Origin of the sequence: Simiduia agarivorans SA1 = DSM 21679 (assembly GCF_000305785.2) — a bacterium.
GTDB classification, from domain to species: Bacteria; Pseudomonadota; Gammaproteobacteria; order Pseudomonadales; family Cellvibrionaceae; genus Simiduia; species Simiduia agarivorans.
Genome location: NC_018868.3, coordinates 3,284,973 through 3,303,723, shown reverse-complemented (window position 1 = coordinate 3,303,723; position 18,751 = coordinate 3,284,973). Strand labels below are relative to the sequence as shown.

Here is an 18,751-nt window from a genome sequence, read left to right as displayed (position 1 = left end):
CTCAGGCATAAGCAAAAGCGCCCGCTTGCGCGGGCGCCCACTCAATCAACCCACATCGATCAGGTGAACAGTACCGTCAGGCAGCACTTCGGTAATCTGGCCTTTGGGTTCATCCATCATCATGGCGATGAAGAACACCACCATGGCACTGGCACCGATCACGATGAAGAACGTGGAGTAGTCCACAAAGCTCAACACGGTCAGGTAAGTCACCGCACCCACGTTGCCATACGCTCCCGCCATGCCGGCAATCTGGCCGGTCATGCGGCGCTTGATCAAAGGCACCACAGCGAACACGGCACCTTCACCCGCCTGCACGAAGAATGAACAGGCCATGGTGGCAATTACGGCAACCGGAATCCACCAGCCGGCGTTAATCTGGCCCAGTACGAAGTAGCCCGCCGCCAGACCGCCAATCAGAATCATCAGCGCCTTGCGACGACCGAAACGGTCAGAGAACCAGCCACCGGTAGGACGTGCCACCAGGTTCATGAAGGCAAAACCGGAGGCCAGCAAGCCGGCTTTTACGGGGTCGAGCCCTTCAAACGTTTCCAGAAAAAACAGCGGCAACATGGACACCACGGCCAACTCGCTGCCGAAGGTGACAAAGTAAGACCAATCCAGAATGGCCACTTGTTTGAAGTGATAGCGATCCATTTCCGGCACACCCGCGCGCAGGTGTTCAATATTAACCTGATAGATCTGGTACGCCTGATAGGCATAGAGCAACACCAGACCGCCGTAGATGGCGTAGCAGGCTGTATCCGACAGGAGCCCGAGGTTAGTGGGTGACAGTTTCCAGGTGAGCAACGCCAGCGCCAGGTACATGGGAATGTTCATGGCCTGCAACAACCAGAAATCGCCCCAGCTGGTAACTTCCAGACCACCGGCTTTTTTCGGTTTGAAGTAAGTGGAACCTTTTGGTGTATTGCGTGCAGTAATGTAATAGAACACACCGTAGAGGCCGGCGATGGCGCCAGTAGTGGCCAGTGCATAACGCCAGCCGTTGTCACCGCCGTAGATCATGGCCAGCGTGGGCAACGACATGGCAGCGGCGGCAGAACCGAAGTTGCCCCAACCGCCGTAAATGCCCTCGGCAATGCCCACAGACTTGTGCGGGAACCATTCACCCACCATGCGGATACCAATCACGAAACCGGCACCGGTAAAGCCCATGAGAAATCGGAACAGCGCCAGCTGCTGGTAGGTATTCGCGAACGCGAACATAAAACACAAGGCCGCCGATATGATGAGCAAGCCCGAATAGACTTTGCGCGGGCCGAGTTTGTCTACCAGTATGCCGATAATAATGCGCGACGGAATCGTGAGCGCCACGTTCAGAATCATCAGCGCTTTGACTTGCTGGCTGGTGAGATCAAACGCCTCTTTCATGAACACCAACAAGGGTGCGTGGTTAAACCAGACCACAAAGGTCAGGAAAAACGCAAACCAGGTGATGTGTAAGGTTTTTATTTTGGGATCACTGAGTGCGAACAGGTTTATTTTGTGATCAGTGGACATAATGCCTCCGCTAGTTGCCAATCGGAGTTGGCGTGATTTACCCGCTCAGTGTCGCTTTCCATCACTTCGGGATATTGACCTGCATCAAGCGCAGGCCGCAGACACGGCGGCCGTGCGTGTGTGACTACCCCCTTTACTACCCCTTCGGAAACGCCCGATCTGACCGCCACACCAGACACCATCGACGGCACTACCACTTCGGGGGTAGCGGCCCGGGTCACGCTGGCGCGTTGGGGATAGTCGATGGAGCCCGACGCCCCGCTTCGATAAGGTGGAAGCCGTAAGATTGAATGACTGAGAGACATTGGGGCCATGGCAAAATCCAACTCCACACCCGGCGCCCGGCGCGCACTCGCATTGGCCACGCTGGCCTTTGCCGCCAATTTTTCCGTCTGGGTACTCTATGCGGTAATCGGGCTGGATCTGCAGGACACCTTGCATTTATCCGCCACCGAGCTGGGCTTGTTCTTTGCCTCGCCCATGCTCACCGGCGCGCTGTTGCGGATTCCGGCCGGGTTGCTGGCCGACCGACACAGCGCCCGCAAGCTGTGGCTATGGCAAATGGCGCTGACCCTGCCGCCGCTGTTGATGCTGCCGTTTGCCGAATCGCTGGCGCACTTTGTCTTGCTCGGGTTATGGCTGGGTATCTCCGGCACATCCTTTACCTTCGGCATCCGTTATGTCACCGACTGGTTTGAACGCAACCAACAGGGCACCGCGCTGGGCATCTTCGGCGCAGGTAATGCCGGTGCCGCCATTACCCTGGCATTGGCGCCGATTCTGGTGGCGCAATTTGGCTGGGATTCGCTCGGCTGGTTTTACGCATTGGGTATGCTGTTGATGATTCTTTTGTTTGCGCTGGCCGCACCCGTGCATGCCATTGCCCGCCAGCGGGCGCGCAAACAAGACGAACGTCCCAGCTTGAAAACGCAAATGGCGAGCCTGAAAAATCCGCAAGTGTGGCGCTTTGGCCTCTACTATTACTTCGTTTTCGGCTCGTTTCTCGCGTTGATACTGTGGTTGCCACAATATTACGTGAACGCCTATGGACTCACCGATGCCGAGGCCATGGCCTTTACCTTGTTTTTCGCCACCACTTCCAGCATGGTGCGCGCACTGGGCGGCTGGTTTGCCGACCGCTATGGCGGCCGCGCGGTGAACTGGAATGTGTTCTGGCTGTGTCTGGTGTGTCTGTTCTTTCTGAGCTACCCACCCACCACCATGACCATTCACGGCGTAGACCGCGACGTGCACCTGACACTGGAAGTGAATGTGTGGTTTTTTTCCTGGCTGATTTTTGTGATTGGCATTGCGCAGGGATTTGGTCGCGCCAGCGTGTATAAAATCATCAATGATTATTACCCCAACGCCATGGGCTCAGTGGGCGGCTTTGTGGCCGCACTCGGCGCGCTCGGCGGCTGCACCCTGCCCATCGTATTCGGTTTGGCCGTGGATCTGGTGGGCATTTACAGCGTCTGCTTTATGGTGCTCTACGGTGTTCTGGCGCTGTGTATGGTGGTGATGTTTTTTGCCAACAAAGCCGACCGCTTTCAGCAACGCCTGCGGTTTGCACAGAGCCATAATTTTCTGGAACAGGATTGATGTCACAAGACGCATTACCCATCCCACTGCTTCGACTGGCGTTTCGCCCCTTCTTTTTATTGGGCGCCGCGTTCAGTCTTTTTCCCATCGTTTTATGGACCGCCAACCTGACCGGGCATCTCGATTTCACCCCCTATGGCGGCGGCCTGTTCTGGCATGCCCACGAGATGGTATTTGGGTTTGTGATGGCGATTGTGGTGGGCTTTCTATTGACCGCCGTACAAAACTGGACCGGCATCATCGGTACGCGCGGTCCCCTGCTGGCGCTGCTGGTGTTGGTCTGGCTGGCCGGGCGACTGGCCATGGCACTTAATCTGCCCACCGTTTTTACTGCGCTGGTCGACTGTCTGTTTCTGCCGCTCGCGGCCTGGCGATTGGCAAGCCCGGTGATCGAAGCCAGACAATTCCGCAACCTGATGTTTGTGCCGGTATTGTTGGTGATGACGCTGGGCAATGCCCTGTCACACTGGGGCGCTGCCAAAGGTGATCCGAGCCTGGCGTTGCAAGGTGTTTATCTCGCAGCCTGGATGGTGGTGTTTATCATGACCGTGCTGGGTGGTCGCATTCTGCCCATGTTTACCGCCAACGGCAGTCAGACCCCGCGGGTGGAAAACCTGCGTTGGCTGGAGCTTACCTGCATCGGCCTGACCCTCGCGCTGGTCTTACTGCAGGGCAGCGGCGTGGCCAACCAATTACCAACCTGGTTCAATGGCGGCCTGGCATCGCTGGTGGGCTTGGCACACAGTGCCCGGCTCTTCCGCTTGCGTTTCCGGGTTACTTTGCGGGTGCCATTGTTATGGTCCTTGCACCTGGCGTTCTGGTGCTTGCCGGTACTGTTTCTTTTATTGGCCTGGCACTATCTTGCGCCCGTCGGCCTGCTGCCCATCAGTAAAAGCACCGCCATGCACGCGCTGTTTGCTGGCGCCATGGGCAATATGATTCTGGCCATGATGGCCCGCGTCGCGTTGGGCCATACGGGCAGACCGCTGCTCGCCCCCCGCTGGATGTCGTTCGCTTTTGCCGCGCTGCTATTCGCCGCCACAGCCCGAGTATTGGCGGTGTGGTTGTGGCCTTCGCAGTACTTACTGTGGCTGTCGATGGCGACCATCGCCTGGCTGTTTGGCTACGGGATTTTCTGTATCGGCTACTTTCCCATGCTCACGCGCGCGCGTTTGGATGGCAAACCCGGTTGATTTTTTGTGCACCAGTCTCGCCCAACATGGCGCCCTTTGCCCCAAGTCGCGCCACGAATGCTGCACCAGATGGAGCACATTTACGGGTGGCTGCACATTATCGGTGCCACTCGGAGGGCACTTCAGCCCCGAAGCATTCAACGCTCAAACTGTCACACCGGGCAGGCAGCATAAGGCGCCTCACACAAAAAACCCCTGTGATTAAGGCACCAAACAACACAGCATCAGACCCGACTACTTCCCCTTGAATAGATTTGGCACAGTATTTGTTACCTACAAGGTGTTACTTAAAGTTCTCTGGGGAAGTAACCCGCGCCGCCGCTTGATACACATCAACTGACCGGGCGAAAAACAGCATTAGTCTATGACCACCAAACATCATTGGTAAAAAAAAGAGAGTGAGATATGAAAAAACTGTATTTACCGCTGGCCATCGCCGCCGCCTGCACTGGCACTGTTGCACACGCCGATTCCACATTCGAAACACTGGTGAAAGACGGTACCGCCAACGTTGATCTGCGTTACCGCTACGAAGGCGTGGAAGAAGATGGCAAGGCCGAAGATGCCAATGCCAATACACTCCGTACTCGCCTCTCTTTAACCACCGGCACCGTGGGCGGCGTTTCTTTCGGTCTGGAATTTGACGATGTCCGTCATCTCACCACCGACTTCAATTCAACCAGCAACGGCAAGACTGACTACCCCGTTGTGGCAGATCCACGCGGCACGGACCTGAACCAGGCTTACGCAAAATACAGTGCCGGCGGCTTCACAGCCACTGGCGGTCGTCAGCGCATTGTGCTGGATGATCAGCGTTTCGTAGGTGGTGTGGCCTGGCGCCAGAACGAGCAAACCTATGATGGCGCCCGCCTTCAGTTTGGTCAGGATGCCTTCAGCGCAGAATACAGCTACGTGAGCCAGGTTAACCGCATCTTCGGCCCAAGTGGCGCGGGTGCCACCCTGCGCGGTGACGTTCATCTGGCCAACGGCGGCTGGAAAATCAGCGACGCGCACAAACTTACCGGCTTCTTTTACAGCATGGATTTTGACGACGCCGCGGCACTTAACAACCAGACACTGGGCCTGCGTTATCAGGGCAAATTCGGCCCCGTTGGCCTGACCGGCAGCTACGCCACCCAGTCTGAAACCGGCGATGCCCCCGTGGACTACAGCACCGACTATCTGCTGCTGGAAGCCAGCGGCGATTTCAACGTGGTTACCGCCACCGTCGGCGCTGAAATTCTCGGTTCAGATGGCGGCGTGAAAGGCTTCCAGACACCACTGGCTACCGGACACAAGTTCCAGGGCTTTGCCGACAAATTCCTTGGCACCCCCGCTAATGGCGTACAGGATCTTTACGCCGGTGTGAGTGGCAAAGCAGGCCCTGTTGCGCTGTCATTAACCTACCATGACTTCCAGGCTGTAGAAGGCAGCGCCAGCTACGGGACTGAATGGGACTTCACCGCCGCCTACGCGATCAACAAGCAGGTAAAAACCCTGCTTAAGTTCGCCGACTACAGCGCCGACGATTTCTCAAGCGATACCCAGAAAATCTGGCTACAAGTTCAGATCACTTTGTAAAATTATCCTCCTCGGATAACAAGGCTCCCTCGGGAGCCTTTTTTATTGCCAAGGAGGGTATGTATGCAAACAGGAGTCACGGATGGCGGGTTTGCGATGACTGCCATGGAGGGCAGGAATGTCGGTTTTGGAGGGAGCAATGACCGACTGCCAACACGGAAATAACCGATTCTTATAGGTGAACTGACCTCCTACCTGCGCACCAAATTATCTCCCACTCAACCACAAACAGTGCACACCCAGCAGCGCTCGTGAATACATTGGTGCACACCGGCACCAAAACCAATCAGTGACGGCCTGGGTACGTACGATTTTACGCACCAAAAATCAACCAACCCCGAATTTATGCACCAAGTCGGTGAAGATTGCCAAAAACCTCATTACCCATAAGGAAAAGCTGAAAACTGGCACAGCACTTGTATTACTCCTGTCAACAAAATCACAAAAACCACAGGAGTGAATCATGAACAAAGCTAAATCCCTGCTGCTGGGCCTTGCCGTGAGTCTGGGTGCGTTTCAGGGGGCTGTTGCCGCCGAACCCGAAAAAGATGAGCTGAAGTTTGGCTTCATCAAACTCACCGACATGGCGCCACTGGCTATTGCACTGGAAAAAGGTTTCTTTGAAGAAGAGGGCCTGTTTGTTGAACTGGAAGCGCAAGCCAACTGGAAAGTTCTGCTCGACCGGGTGATTACCGGCGAATTGGACGGCGCTCACATGCTGGCGGGCCAGCCTCTGGGCGCCACCATCGGTTTTGGCACCCAGTCGCACATTGTCACCGCCTTCAGCATGGACCTGAACGGCAACGGCATCACCGTATCCAATGCGGTGTGGGAAGAAATGAAAAAGAACATTCCCCATGAAAACGGCAAGCCGGTACACCCCATTAAAGCCGATTACCTGAAGCCGGTTATTGAAAAATACAAGGACGAAGGCAAGCCATTCAACATGGGCATGGTATTTCCCGTGTCTACCCACAACTACGAGCTGCGCTACTGGCTCGCCGCCGGCGGCATCAACCCGGGCTACTATGCACCGCACAAAGGCGACACCTCGGGTCAGATTGACGGCGACGTCTTGCTGTCCGTAACGCCACCACCGCAAATGCCCGCCACCCTGGAAGCCGGCACCATCTACGGCTACTGCGTGGGCGAGCCCTGGAACCAGCAAGCGGTATTCAAAGGCATTGGCGTACCGGTCATCACCGACTACGAAATCTGGAAAAACAATCCGGAAAAAGTATTTGGCGTAAGCAAAGACTGGGCGGAGAAATACCCGGAGACCCATATCGCCGTGGTGAAATCACTGATCCGTGCGGCCAAGTGGTTGGATGAGAATAACAACGCCAACCGGCCGGAAGCGGTGAAAATTTTGTCCAAGCCTTACTATGTGGGCGCAGACTACGATGTGATCGCCAACTCCATGACCGGCACCTTTGAGTATGAAAAAGGTGACAAGCGCGAAGTGCCCGACTTCAACGTATTCTTCCGCTACAACGCCACCTATCCCTACTACTCCGACGCCATCTGGTACCTCACCCAAATGCGTCGTTGGGGCCAGATTGCCGAGCACAAGCCCGACAGCTGGTACATGGATATCGCCAAAAAAGTTTACCGTCCGGACATCTACATGAAGGCCGCCAAAGAGCTGGTAGCAGAAGGCAAGATGGCAGCCACAGACTTCCCGTCTGACAGCGAGACCGGTTTCAAGGCACCGCAAAAAGAGTTCATTGACGGCGTAGTGTATGACGGCACCAAGCCCACAGCGTACCTGGAACAATTCAGCATCGGCCTGAAAGCGAAAGACAAACTGTAATCCGGGCAGCAGTGAACACCCTGCGGTGTTCACTGCTCAACCGGCGCGCAAGGAAGAGCGAAAACAGCAGGGATTTTTCCACTACTGGAGGCAAATTCAATGACATCCGCATCAATCAGTACCAAAAGCGGCTTTTTCAGCTGGTTGCGCGAGCTGGGTGGCTCGCCCGCCACCGGCCCTATCCGGCAGGCGCTCATCACACTCATTACCCTGATTTTATTTCTGGGTCTTTGGCACATCACGGCTGCACAGATCAATACCAGCCTGGGCCAATTACCCGGTCCGGTGCAGGTGACCGAACAGGCGAAATCCCTGTGGGCCGAACACCGCGAAGAGCGCGGCAAAGAAACCGCTTTCTATGAGCGGCAGGATGCCCGCAATGCCAAAAAACTGGAAAAGAACCCGGATGCCGAGGTGAAATGGCGCACCTACAATGGCCGCCCCACGTTTATCGATCAGATTTTTACCAGTCTGAAAACCGTGTTTGTGGGTTTTGCCATTGCGTCGCTGTTCGCCATTCCGGCAGGCATCGTGTGCGGGCTCTCGGCCACTTTCTATAACGCCGTAAATCCGTTGATTCAGGTGTTCAAGCCCGTGTCACCACTGGCCTGGTTGCCGTTGGTGACCATGGTGGTATCCGCGCTTTATGTAAGCGATGATCCCTGGCTGGAAAAATCCTTTCTGGTATCGGCCATCACGGTCACGCTGTGCTGCCTGTGGCCCACATTGATCAATACCACCGTGGCGGTATCGGGCGTGGACAAAGACCTGATTAACGTCAGTAAAGTACTACGCCTGCCAGCCTTCACACACATCCGAAAAATCGTCATTCCCTCCGCCATCCCCGGCATTTTTACCGGCCTTCGCCTGTCATTAAGTGTGGGCTGGATGGTATTGATTGCCGCTGAGATGCTGGCGCAGAACCCGGGGCTGGGCAAGTTTGTATGGGACGAATTTCAGAACGGTTCTTCCCAGTCGCTGGCGCGCATTATGGTTGCCGTGTTCGCCATTGGCATTATCGGATTCATGTTGGATCGCGGCATGCTGGCTTTGCAGAAAGCCGTGAGCTGGGACAAGAGCGCCGCGCTGCGTTAGGAGAAATACAATGACAGTTGAACAGAAAAATGCAGAAAACGCCTACCTTTCCATTGAGAATGTGAGCATCGACTTCCCCACCCCGAACGGGCCTTTCCGTGCGCTGAACGACGTGTCGCTGCGTATCGCTAAAGGCGAGTTTATCTCGTTGATTGGCCACTCGGGCTGCGGAAAGTCCACCGTCCTGAATATCGTTGCTGGCTTGTACGAGGCCACCGAGGGCGGTGTCATTCTGGACAAAAAAGAAGTGAACCAACCGGGGCCCGAGCGCGCGGTGGTGTTCCAGAACCACAGCCTGCTGCCCTGGCTGACCGCTTACCAGAATGTGGAGCTGGCGGTGAATCAGGTATTCAAAGGCACCAAATCGAAAGCCGAAATGAAAGAGTGGATTGAACACAACCTGCGCCTGGTGCACATGGAACACGCCATGCACAAACGCCCCGATGAAATCTCCGGCGGCATGAAGCAGCGCGTTGGCATTGCCCGCGCTCTGGCCATGGAACCGAAGGTGCTATTGATGGATGAGCCCTTTGGCGCACTCGACGCGCTGACCCGCGCCCACCTGCAGGACTCACTGATTGAAATCCAATCCGAGCTGAACAGTACCGTGATCATGATCACCCACGACGTGGACGAAGCGGTACTCCTGTCCGATCGCATTGTGATGATGACCAACGGGCCGGCCGCCACCATCGGCGAGATACTGCAGGTAGACCTCGCGCGCCCACGCGATCGGTTGGAAATGGCCAAAGATGCCGAATACAACCGTTACCGCGCCGAAGTACTGGAATTCCTGCACAAGCGTCACAGTAATCCGGCACAGAAAAAGCCGACACCAGAAACCAGCTCTGAAAAGGCCGAAGACAAAAAAATCCGGGCCGTCGCCTGACCGGTTTGCCTCTGTACCGGCACGGCGTTAACGCAAGTAAAACGCCGGTGCCGGTCTTTTTCGTAATCCTGTCATATGTAGTGGAGTAGTATTCGAAAGATTCTTGCACCCGAGAGGAGTAGGACGCTATGCCAACTGATTCGCAAGGCCGTACGCAAACAAAGGTCACAAGCGCACTGATCACCGGCGCCGCCAGCGGCATAGGTTTGGCACTTGCCAGGCATCTGGCTGCACAAAATGTTCAGGTGCATCTGACCGACATTTCACTGGCAGCCGCTGAGGCTGCCGCGGCCAACCTTGCTGGCATGGTTCAGGCACATGCACTGGACGTGAGCAATGAAGCACAAATTACACAAATAGCGGACAAGATTGGCGCGGTGGACTTGCTGATCAATAACGCCGGCCTGCAACACGTGGCGCCCATTGAAGATTTCCCCAGTCAACGCTTTCGCACGCTCATCGATGTGTTGCTCACTGGCCCCGCCATGATGACCCGCGCCTTTCTGCCCGGCATGTATGCGCAGAACTACGGCCGCATTATCAACATCGGCTCCATCCACGCACTGGTGGCATCCCCCTACAAAAGCGCCTATGTGGCAGCGAAGCACGGCCTGATTGGTTTCAGCAAAACCATTGCGCTCGAAGCCGCCGAGCGGAATGTCACTATCAACACCCTGTGCCCGGCCTATGTGCGAACACCGCTTGTGGAACAACAGATTAGTGCTCAGGCCCAAAGTCACGGTATCAGCGAAGAGGCGGTCATTAACGACATCATGTTAAAGCCAATGCCTAAAAAATCGTTTATTGGCACAGATGAACTCTGTGGCGCAGTGGATTACCTGATCGGCCCGGCCGCCCGCAACATGACGGCGCAAACCCTGGTACTGGATGGCGGCTGGACCGCCCGATGAGTGAGAGGAAACACGGCTATGAACGTCAATTTCAGCGAGCTGTTTACCCAGCTGACCGAGCAAGCGCTCAAGCAAATGCAGGCGCACATCGGCCAATACCCGCCGTCACCGGCGTTTTCGCCCAAACCGGACGTGGACATTGACCAATGGCTGAGGTTACAAACCGAGGCACTGCAACAGCACACAGCGCTCTGCGGCGCACTTGCACAGGCGCTGCAGAAACAGGAACACATGCCCGAGCTGGTACCGGATGATGCCGGCGACCATCGCTTTGCCGATGCAGATTGGCATCAACAGCCGTTGTACAGTTTTTTGCGCCAGACCTACCTCACCAATGCACGCCTGCTGACCCAGCAATTGGATGCGGTGAGCTTCGACAATGCGGAAGAAGAAAAGCACTGGCGTTTTTATGCTCGCCAACTGATCAACGCCATGGCCCCCGGCAATTTCGCCTGGTCCAATCCAGAAGTGATGCGCGAAACGGTGGCGCAGCAGGGCGAAAACCTGCAAAAAGGGCTGACTAATCTGTTGAACGATCTGCAAAAAAGTCCGCTTGAGGCATTGCGTATTTCCCAGGTTGACGACAGCGGCTTCGCGTTGGGTAAAAACGTAGCCGCCACGCCAGGGCAGGTGGTGTATCGCAATGCACTGATGGAACTGATCCAATATGCACCCCGCACCGAGCAGGTGTATAAAACCCCGTTGCTGATCGTGCCGCCGTTTATCAACAAGTACTACATTCTGGATCTGAACGAAAAAAAATCGCTGGTGGCCTGGTTGGTGGATCAGGGCTTTACCGTGTTTATGGTGTCCTGGGCCAACCCGGAAAGCCAACACCGTGATTTGGGCTTTGAGCACTATATGCAGGAGGGACTGCTCACCGCACTGGAGGTGGTGTGCGAAATCTGCGGTACAGAAAAAGTTCACGCCGCCGGCTATTGCGTTGGCGGCACCCTGCTCACCGCCACCCAGGCCTGGCTGCGGGCACAGGGACGCGAGGCGTTGGCGAGCATAACGCTGCTCACCACCCTGTTGGATTTTTCCGAACCGGGCGACCTGGGTCATTACCTGAATTCGCCCATGCTCGAAAGCCTGGAACCGTTGGTAGAAAGCCGCGGTTTACTCGATGGCCGGGTACTGGCCACCAGCTTTAACTTCCTGCGCGAAAATGATTTGTACTGGCCCACGTTCATCAATAATTATCTGCACGGGCAAACACCACCGGCGTTCGACTTGCTGTACTGGAACAGCGACAGCACCAATCTCACCGAGCAGATTTTTCACAGCTACGTTAAGCGGTTTTATCGCGATAACCCGTTTGTGAACAACGGAGGTCTGATGGTGGGCGACACACTGTGCCACCCGCGCATGATCGATACCCCGGCCTATGTGCTGGGCGCCGCCAAAGACCACATTGTTTTATGGCAGGCGGCCTACGCCAGCGCCCGCCTGCTCACCGGCCCTACCCGCTTTGTACAGGCCGGTTCGGGCCACATTGCCGGCGTGATCAACCCACCGGCCCTGCAAAAATACGGCTACTGTGCCGGCCCGCTGAGCCGGGCTGATAGTCTGAAGCCCGAGGACTGGCTGCAGCAGGCCACATCCCACGCAGGCTCCTGGTGGCCCGACTGGGCTGAATGGCTGACCGGACAATGCAACGAGAAAACCCCGGCACGGGAACCGGGCAACGGTCTCTTTCCGCCACTGACTGAGGCGCCGGGGCGGTATGTGTTGAAGCGCTTGTAAGGGACTGATAACCCCGGCGTTGGCGCCCGGGGCCGGTGCGCGTTATGCTGTGATGCAGCAAACAGCATGAGCGCGAACGTGATTATCATTAAAAAGTACCCCAACCGCCGGCTTTACGACACCAGCCAAAGCCAGTACGTGAACCTGAATGACATCAAGGCCCTGATCAACAGTCACAAGGCGTTTCAGGTGGTGGATTCCAAAACCGGCGAGGATGTCACCAAAAGCCTGCTGTTGCAGATTATCGCCGAGCAGGAAAGTACCGATCAGCAGTCGCTGCTGACCAATACCCTGCTCATGCAGCTGATACGCTTCTATGACAGCGATATGCAGGCATTTGTGCGGCAATACCTGGAAATGAGCCTGGCCCATTTCCTGGACCAGCAAGATGCCATTGACGGCTTCATGAAACAGATGGTGAACAACAGCCCCATGGGTCTGTTCAACCAGTTCATGCAGCAAGCCAACCCGCTCTGGCCGGGCCAGCAGCCGCCCAAAAAGGACTGACGCACCAGTCCCGAATTATTTTGCTGCGATGCAGCAAAAACTGCTTGATTTCTGTTCAGCCCGCACCTAATCTAAACGAACACATGCTGCAGTGCAGCAAAATTAATCCCGGATAGATCCGACAATCAGGAGCAAGGCTATGTTTGAGCAAATCACCGAGCAGTTCCAATCCGCCATGAAGCCGGCCAACAGCCTGCTGGCCATGAATATCCAGACCTTTGAAAAACTCACCCAGCACAACACCGCACTGGTGAGCGGGCTGGTAAACGACACCATGAGCTACACCAAAACCCTGTCGTCGCATAAAGACCTGAACAGCTACATGGAAGCGAACAAGTCTTTTGCCGAAGGCATGCAGGAAAAGCTCACCACCGCCGCCAAAGATGCTTACAGCATTTTGTCGGAAGCGCAGGAACAAGCGGCTGAAACCTGGAAAGACATGTTTTCTCAGGCCGCGCCGGCAAAAGCCAAGCCCGCCACCAAGGCCAGCTAACCAAGCGACACGCAGGCTCCGCTATGGAGCCTGCCCTCCGGGTCCCGCCCCAAGGAGCCCTACCATGCGTTATCAAACCTTCGAAACCTACGCCAGCGGCCTGCGTGTGTGGCATGAATCACTGCGCTTGGTAAAACAGCTGGCCGATCAGAATCCGCTCATCCACACCCCGCCCGGGCGCGCGGTACATGCCGGCCTGGAACTTGGGCTGCGCATGACCCAGCGTTATGAAAAGCAGGACTTCGGCATCAAAGAAGTGTTTGTGAACAATAAACGCGTGGGTGTATATGAACGCATCGAACTGGAAAAACCTTTCTGCAATCTGATGCATTTCAAACGCCGCGGTCTGGAAGAAAGCGACAAGGTACTGCTGGTGGCACCGCTGTCCGGTCACCATGCCACACTCACCCGCGGCACGGTTGAAGCACTGCTGCCCGATCACGAGGTGTACATTACCGATTGGCTGGACGCGCGGGAAATCCCCATGGAGGAAGGCGAGTTCAGTTTCGACAACTACGTGGACTATCTGGTGGATTTTATCGAACACCTGGGCAAAAACACCCACGTGGTGGCGATTTGCCAGCCCACCGTGCAAGCATTGATTGCCACCGCCGTGCTGGCCGAGCGCAAAAGCTCCGCCACGCCCAAGTCACTCACGCTAATGGCAGGCCCCATCGACTGCAGCAAAAATCCCACCCGGGTAAACACCTACGCGCAAGAGCATTCGCTCGACTGGTTCCGCAACTTCGCGATCATGACGGTGCCCAAAGGTTACCCGGGGGAGGGCCGCAGGGTGTACCCCGGCTTCTTGCAACTGGGCGGCTTTCTCAGCATGAACATGGACGGCCACGTGAAAAAGTTCTTCAACTTCTACCAGAACCTGATGTTCGGTGAAGAGGAAGACGCCGACCGCTTCCGCGCTTTCTATGATGAATACATGGCGGTGCTCGATATTCCGGCCGAGTTCTATCTGGAAACCATCGAGCGGGTATTCCACCACAACGAAATCGCCCGCAATGCCACCACTTACCACGGCAAGCCGGTGGACTTTCTCAACATCACCGACACGGCGCTACTCACCGTGGAGGGCGCCAACGACGACATCTGCGGCATCGGTCAAACTGAAGCGGCGCAGGACGTGTGCAAGAACATTCCCAAGAAAAAGCGCAAACACCATCTACAAGAGGGCGCGGGGCACTACGGGATTTTCAGTGGCTCGAAGTTCAGGATGCATATCCGACCGTTGATTACGGAGTTTATTAATAAGTACAGCTGAATTTCTGGTTTCTGGTCCTTTGAGACCAGAAACCAGAAATCTTCTATCAACTCATATACTGCCCACCATTTACCGACAGGGTAGTTCCGGTAATAAAGTCCGCATCATCCGCTACCAGAAAATTCACACAGCGCGCCACATCTTCGGGTTTGGCCAATCGGCCCACGGGAATTTTGTCGATAATTTTTTGCAGCACTTCTGGTGCAATGGCACGCACCATGTCTGTATCCACATAACCTGGCGCAACGCTATTCACGGTGATGCCGTAGCGGGCCGATTCCTTCGCCAGCGACTTGGTAAAACCGCACATGCCCGCCTTCGCCGCTGCGTAGTTGGTCTGGCCAAACTGGCCCTCCAGGCCATTGATAGAGCTGATATTCACTATCCGGCCAAAGCGACGCTCACGCATGCCGGCGATCACTGCATGACAAGTGTAAAAACAGGATGAAAGATTGGTTTCGATCACATCCTGCCAGTTCTGCGGGGTCATTTTATGCAACACACCATCGCGGGTGATGCCGGCATTGTTTACCAGTACTTCCACCGGGCCCATGTCGGCTTCGATAGTGCGAATCGATTGCTCTGTAGCATCGAAATCCGATGCATCAAATTTGAACACCGGGATACCGGTACGCGCCGAAAATTCATCGGCCACCGCCTGATTGCGCTGGTAGCTCGCCAATACGCGATAGCCCTGTTCCTGCAAGCCAATACTGATGGCTTCACCTATTCCCCGGGTCCCGCCGGTAACCAGCGCCAGACGATCAGTGGTGGGTGCTTTTGCAATCATAATCTCTTCCTCGCTCGTTAAATAATTTCACAGTTCTTTCAAATATCGGTTAAGCCACGCGCTCAAGAATATGGGTAAACGCGCTACCCGCCGCGCCCCCCAGATTCTGTGCCATGGCAATGCGCGCGCCCTGCACTTGTAATTCACCGGCCTGCTCGGTCAGCTGCAGAAAACATTCCGCCAACTGATAAACGCCGGTCGCACCCACAGGGTGGCCACGGGCCTTAAGGCCACCGAACAGAGTGATGGGCAGCTCGCCATTTTTGGTAAACATTCCTTCCGCTGCCATGCTGGTGGAATGACCAGGGGCTGCAAAACCTGCAGCCTCAAGGCTGAGCGCGGTCATCACCGTGTAGGCATCATGGGGTTCAAATATATCGATGTCGTTTTTGGTGAGCCCGCTGATGCGATAGGCTTTGGCAAAGGCGTCGCGCGCCGCCGCCAACGCGAGCGGGTCATCGCGATCTTCCAGTGCCAACCGATCGGTGGCGCAGGTAGACGCCAGTACTTTCACCACCGGCAATCCCATGCGCTGCGCACGCCGGGCCATGTCTTTATTGCCCAATAACAACGCACAGGCGCCATCGCAAATGGGGGGCGCATCAAACAGGCCGATAGGGTCGGCCAGCATGCGCCCGCTCTCGTAGTCGTCGGTGGTGATGGATTTTTGCAACATGGCGCAGTGATTTTTTTGCGCGTTATTGTGGGCCGACACCGCAAAAGGGGCGAACGCCGAACGCGAGACGCCATAGTGTTCCATATAGCGTTTCATGATGCGGGCATTAAGGGTAATAAACGTTTCGCCCAGGCCGCCCTCTCTGTCCCAGCAGGAGGCGGTAGCCAGACCGCGGCTCACCTGATCGCGCGAACTCCGGCTCATTTGTTCAGCACCGGCAACCACCACCAACGAATGGAAACCGCTGGCAATGGCCATCACGCCCTGGCGCATGGCCGCCGCACCCGAGCCACAGGCCGCTTCCGCCGTAATCGCTTCACAACCCGTGAGACCCGCGTGCTGCGCAATGAGCGGCGCCAGCAATTGTTGATTGGACAAAATGCCAGACAGCATATTGCCCACATACAGCGCGGTAACTTCAGCGGGATCTGCCGCCTGTTCTGCAAACAGCGGTGCGATAGCACGAGCCGCTAAATGCGCAACATCATCTTCGTCTGACTTCACTGCCGGCACCCGACCGGCATTCAGAATGTAAACCGCTTCCATGGCAAAAACCTCGTTTGAAATGGGGAGACATGCCTCGGTTCTGTGGTGCCGAATGAACAGACACAACAAGAGACGACGCAACCCAACAGGACTGCGTTCAGGTATGTGACTGCAAAGTCTGAGCCAGCATAGTGACAGTAAATTGACAAGATAGTTTTTGGCTTTCGATTGGCGTCTAAATAAACCTTCGCTGGTTCACACGTACAGAGTGCGGCGGGAAATGTGGCTTCAGGCTGCGAAAAGCTACCCACAAGGGGGTAGAAAAGTCGCACGCATATACCAGCTGTGGGGAATGCACAACCGCACGGCAAAGATGCACCATAGATGACATGCCGAGCTGCACCACCTAAGCGCATTATCGCGTAGGGTTTTGCAGCCGATGCGCAAAAAAAGTGCGCAAAAGAAAAGGCTGGCCGTTATTGATGCAGTCTCTTCTCAGGGTAAAGATGGAAACGCCTTTGCCTCCCAACCTGGAAAGGCATCTATGCAAAGACAACACCCGCTTATAGCCAGCGACGGCAGCAATCGCCGTTTTACTTACCTGCGCCTGTCGGTAACCGAGGCATGCAATTTTCGTTGCAACTATTGCCTGCCCGAGGGTTATTGCCCCAGTACCACCGACGCACCACTGTCGCTGTCAGAAATTGAAACTCTGGTGCAAGCCTTCGCCTTGTGTGGCACACGCAAAGTGCGCATTACCGGCGGCGAACCCACCTTGCGCAAAGATCTTGCGCAGATCATTCAGATCTGCAAACAAACACCCGGGATAGAAAAGGTGGCACTGACCAGCAATGGTTATCGCCTTGCCCGCCAGCTTCCCGACTATGTTAACGCGGGGCTGGATCAACTGAACCTCAGTGCCGACAGTCTGAGACCGGAATCTTTCCGTTTGATTACCGGCCACGACAAGCTTCAACAGGTGCTCGATGCGCTACAGCTGGCCAACCGACTAGGCATGCGCAATACCAAATTGAATACGGTCTTGCTCAAGGGCTACAACCTGGACCAGCTGGAAGACTTCTTTAATTTGGTCAGGCACGAGCCGATTACGTTGCGCTTTATCGAGCTGATGAATACCGGAGACAACACCGCGTATTACCGCGCACACCACGTTGCGGGCCAGAGCATCATGGACGCACTCAAAGCTGAGGGCTGGGTTCAGAAGGTGCGCGGCCAGGATGCCGGCCCGGCGGCGGAATTCACCCACCCCGACTATGCCGGCAACGTGGGTTTTATCCTGCCCTATTCAAAAAACTTCTGCGCCAGTTGCAACCGGCTGCGGATGTCATCGCACGGCAAGCTGCATCCGTGCCTGTTCGGTGATGAAGGAATAGACCTGCGGCCTTTGCTCAAAAAGCAGAATCCGCCTGCTGTCGCCGAGGCCATACATGCAGGCTTGCAGTTCAAACCGGCCGGCCACCGGCTGGCCGAAGGCCTCACCGGCCATACCCGCCACCTGGCCATGCTGGGGGGGTAAGTCAGCAATCAGGAATTAACAAACAGGAATCCTTCAACATGGGCCATCAAACCGCCGACACCTTGGAACCGCTCAACATTGCCGTACTCACCGTGAGCGATACCCGCAATTTTGACAACGACACCTCGGGCTTATTGCTGATCGACAAGCTCACCACTGCCGGCCACCAGCTGGCCGATCGCGCACTGGTGATCGATGATGTGTACCAGATCCGCGCCCAGACCTCTGCCTGGATTGCACGTGCCGATGTGCAGGTGATTCTTATCACTGGCGGCACCGGCTTCACCGCCCGCGACTCCACCCCCGAGGCCATGCTGCCGCTGTTCGACAAAACCGTAGAAGGCTTTGGCGAACTATTCCGCCAGATCAGCTACGCCCAGATCGGCACCAGTACTATCCAATCCCGCGCGCTCGCCGGTTTGGCCAACGGCACATTGATCTTCTGCCTGCCCGGGTCCAACAATGCCTGCCGCACCGCCTGGGACGAGATCATCGGCGCCCAATTGGACGCCCGCCAGGGCCCCTGCAATTTCGTGCCGCACCTCCAGCACACAAAGCGTACGCCCTGCAGCAGCCGAAACTGACTCCTTAACCCCAAAGTACCAAGGGGTCTGGTCCCTTGGTACTTTAAGGTC

The 18,751-nt window shown here is 55.9% G+C and carries 16 protein-coding genes and 1 riboswitch; of the genes, 13 read left to right on the top strand and 3 right to left on the bottom strand.

The window, feature by feature from the left end; translation table 11 throughout:
* Positions 1-45 precede the first annotated feature (45 nt).
* Entirely contained in the window at positions 46-1,521 is a 1,476-nt protein-coding gene (locus M5M_RS14910) for a NarK family nitrate/nitrite MFS transporter (protein ID WP_015048324.1), read from the bottom strand.
* Between the two features lie 312 nt (positions 1,522-1,833).
* Between M5M_RS14910 and M5M_RS14905 the strand changes: the two genes are divergently transcribed.
* From M5M_RS14905 to M5M_RS14855, 11 genes are all read left to right on the top strand, one after another.
* Positions 1,834-3,123, top strand: a complete 1,290-nt coding sequence (locus M5M_RS14905; RefSeq protein ID WP_015048323.1) for an MFS transporter — start codon at positions 1,834-1,836, stop codon at positions 3,121-3,123.
* Positions 3,123-4,316 (top strand): NnrS family protein, encoded by a 1,194-nt coding sequence (locus M5M_RS14900; protein WP_015048322.1) that lies wholly within the window; start codon positions 3,123-3,125, stop codon positions 4,314-4,316. Before M5M_RS14905 ends, M5M_RS14900 begins: the two co-directional genes overlap by 1 nt.
* A gap of 405 nt (positions 4,317-4,721) precedes the next feature.
* Complete coding sequence (locus M5M_RS14895; protein ID WP_015048321.1) at positions 4,722-5,897, top strand: alginate export family protein; 1,176 nt, start codon at positions 4,722-4,724, stop codon at positions 5,895-5,897.
* A gap of 463 nt (positions 5,898-6,360) precedes the next feature.
* A complete protein-coding gene (locus M5M_RS14890; RefSeq protein ID WP_015048320.1) occupies positions 6,361-7,710 on the top strand; it encodes a CmpA/NrtA family ABC transporter substrate-binding protein in 1,350 nt (449 codons plus the stop codon).
* A 99-nt stretch (positions 7,711-7,809) separates the two neighbouring features.
* A complete protein-coding gene (locus M5M_RS14885; RefSeq protein ID WP_015048319.1) occupies positions 7,810-8,805 on the top strand; it encodes an ABC transporter permease in 996 nt (331 codons plus the stop codon).
* A 10-nt stretch (positions 8,806-8,815) separates the two neighbouring features.
* Positions 8,816-9,694, top strand: coding sequence for an ABC transporter ATP-binding protein (locus M5M_RS14880; RefSeq protein WP_015048318.1), 879 nt, complete (start codon positions 8,816-8,818; stop codon positions 9,692-9,694).
* A 128-nt stretch (positions 9,695-9,822) separates the two neighbouring features.
* Complete coding sequence (locus M5M_RS14875) at positions 9,823-10,605, top strand: 3-hydroxybutyrate dehydrogenase (RefSeq protein WP_015048317.1); 783 nt, start codon at positions 9,823-9,825, stop codon at positions 10,603-10,605.
* A gap of 18 nt (positions 10,606-10,623) precedes the next feature.
* Positions 10,624-12,351 (top strand): PHA/PHB synthase family protein, encoded by a 1,728-nt coding sequence (locus tag M5M_RS14870; protein ID WP_016389660.1) that lies wholly within the window; start codon positions 10,624-10,626, stop codon positions 12,349-12,351.
* Between the two features lie 66 nt (positions 12,352-12,417).
* Complete coding sequence (gene phaR / locus M5M_RS14865; RefSeq protein WP_015048316.1) at positions 12,418-12,858, top strand: polyhydroxyalkanoate synthesis repressor PhaR; 441 nt, start codon at positions 12,418-12,420, stop codon at positions 12,856-12,858.
* Between the two features lie 139 nt (positions 12,859-12,997).
* Entirely contained in the window at positions 12,998-13,351 is a 354-nt protein-coding gene (locus M5M_RS14860; RefSeq protein ID WP_015048315.1) for a phasin family protein, read from the top strand.
* A gap of 64 nt (positions 13,352-13,415) precedes the next feature.
* Positions 13,416-14,627, top strand: a complete 1,212-nt coding sequence (locus tag M5M_RS14855) for a polyhydroxyalkanoate depolymerase (protein ID WP_015048314.1) — start codon at positions 13,416-13,418, stop codon at positions 14,625-14,627.
* A gap of 46 nt (positions 14,628-14,673) precedes the next feature.
* On the opposite strand, the gene phbB is transcribed toward M5M_RS14855, so the two are convergent.
* Together phbB and M5M_RS14845 are read right to left on the bottom strand one after the other, a co-directional pair.
* Positions 14,674-15,417, bottom strand: coding sequence for an acetoacetyl-CoA reductase (phbB, locus tag M5M_RS14850; RefSeq protein ID WP_015048313.1), 744 nt, complete (start codon positions 15,415-15,417; stop codon positions 14,674-14,676).
* Between the two features lie 49 nt (positions 15,418-15,466).
* On the bottom strand, positions 15,467-16,639 hold the full coding sequence (locus M5M_RS14845) for a thiolase C-terminal domain-containing protein (RefSeq protein WP_015048312.1): 1,173 nt from the start codon (positions 16,637-16,639) through the stop codon (positions 15,467-15,469).
* Between the two features lie 318 nt (positions 16,640-16,957).
* A riboswitch (molybdenum cofactor riboswitch) is annotated at positions 16,958-17,136 on the top strand.
* Here M5M_RS14845 and moaA point away from each other — a divergent pair.
* Together moaA and moaB are read left to right on the top strand one after the other, a co-directional pair.
* The gene (moaA, locus tag M5M_RS14840) at positions 17,124-18,116 is read left to right on the top strand and encodes a GTP 3',8-cyclase MoaA (protein WP_015048311.1); all 993 of its coding nucleotides are present in this window, start codon (positions 17,124-17,126) and stop codon (positions 18,114-18,116) included. (Overlaps the previous riboswitch by 13 nt.)
* A 38-nt stretch (positions 18,117-18,154) precedes the next feature.
* Positions 18,155-18,700 (top strand): molybdenum cofactor biosynthesis protein B, encoded by a 546-nt coding sequence (moaB, locus tag M5M_RS14835; protein WP_015048310.1) that lies wholly within the window; start codon positions 18,155-18,157, stop codon positions 18,698-18,700.
* The last annotated feature ends 51 nt before the right edge of the window (positions 18,701-18,751 follow it).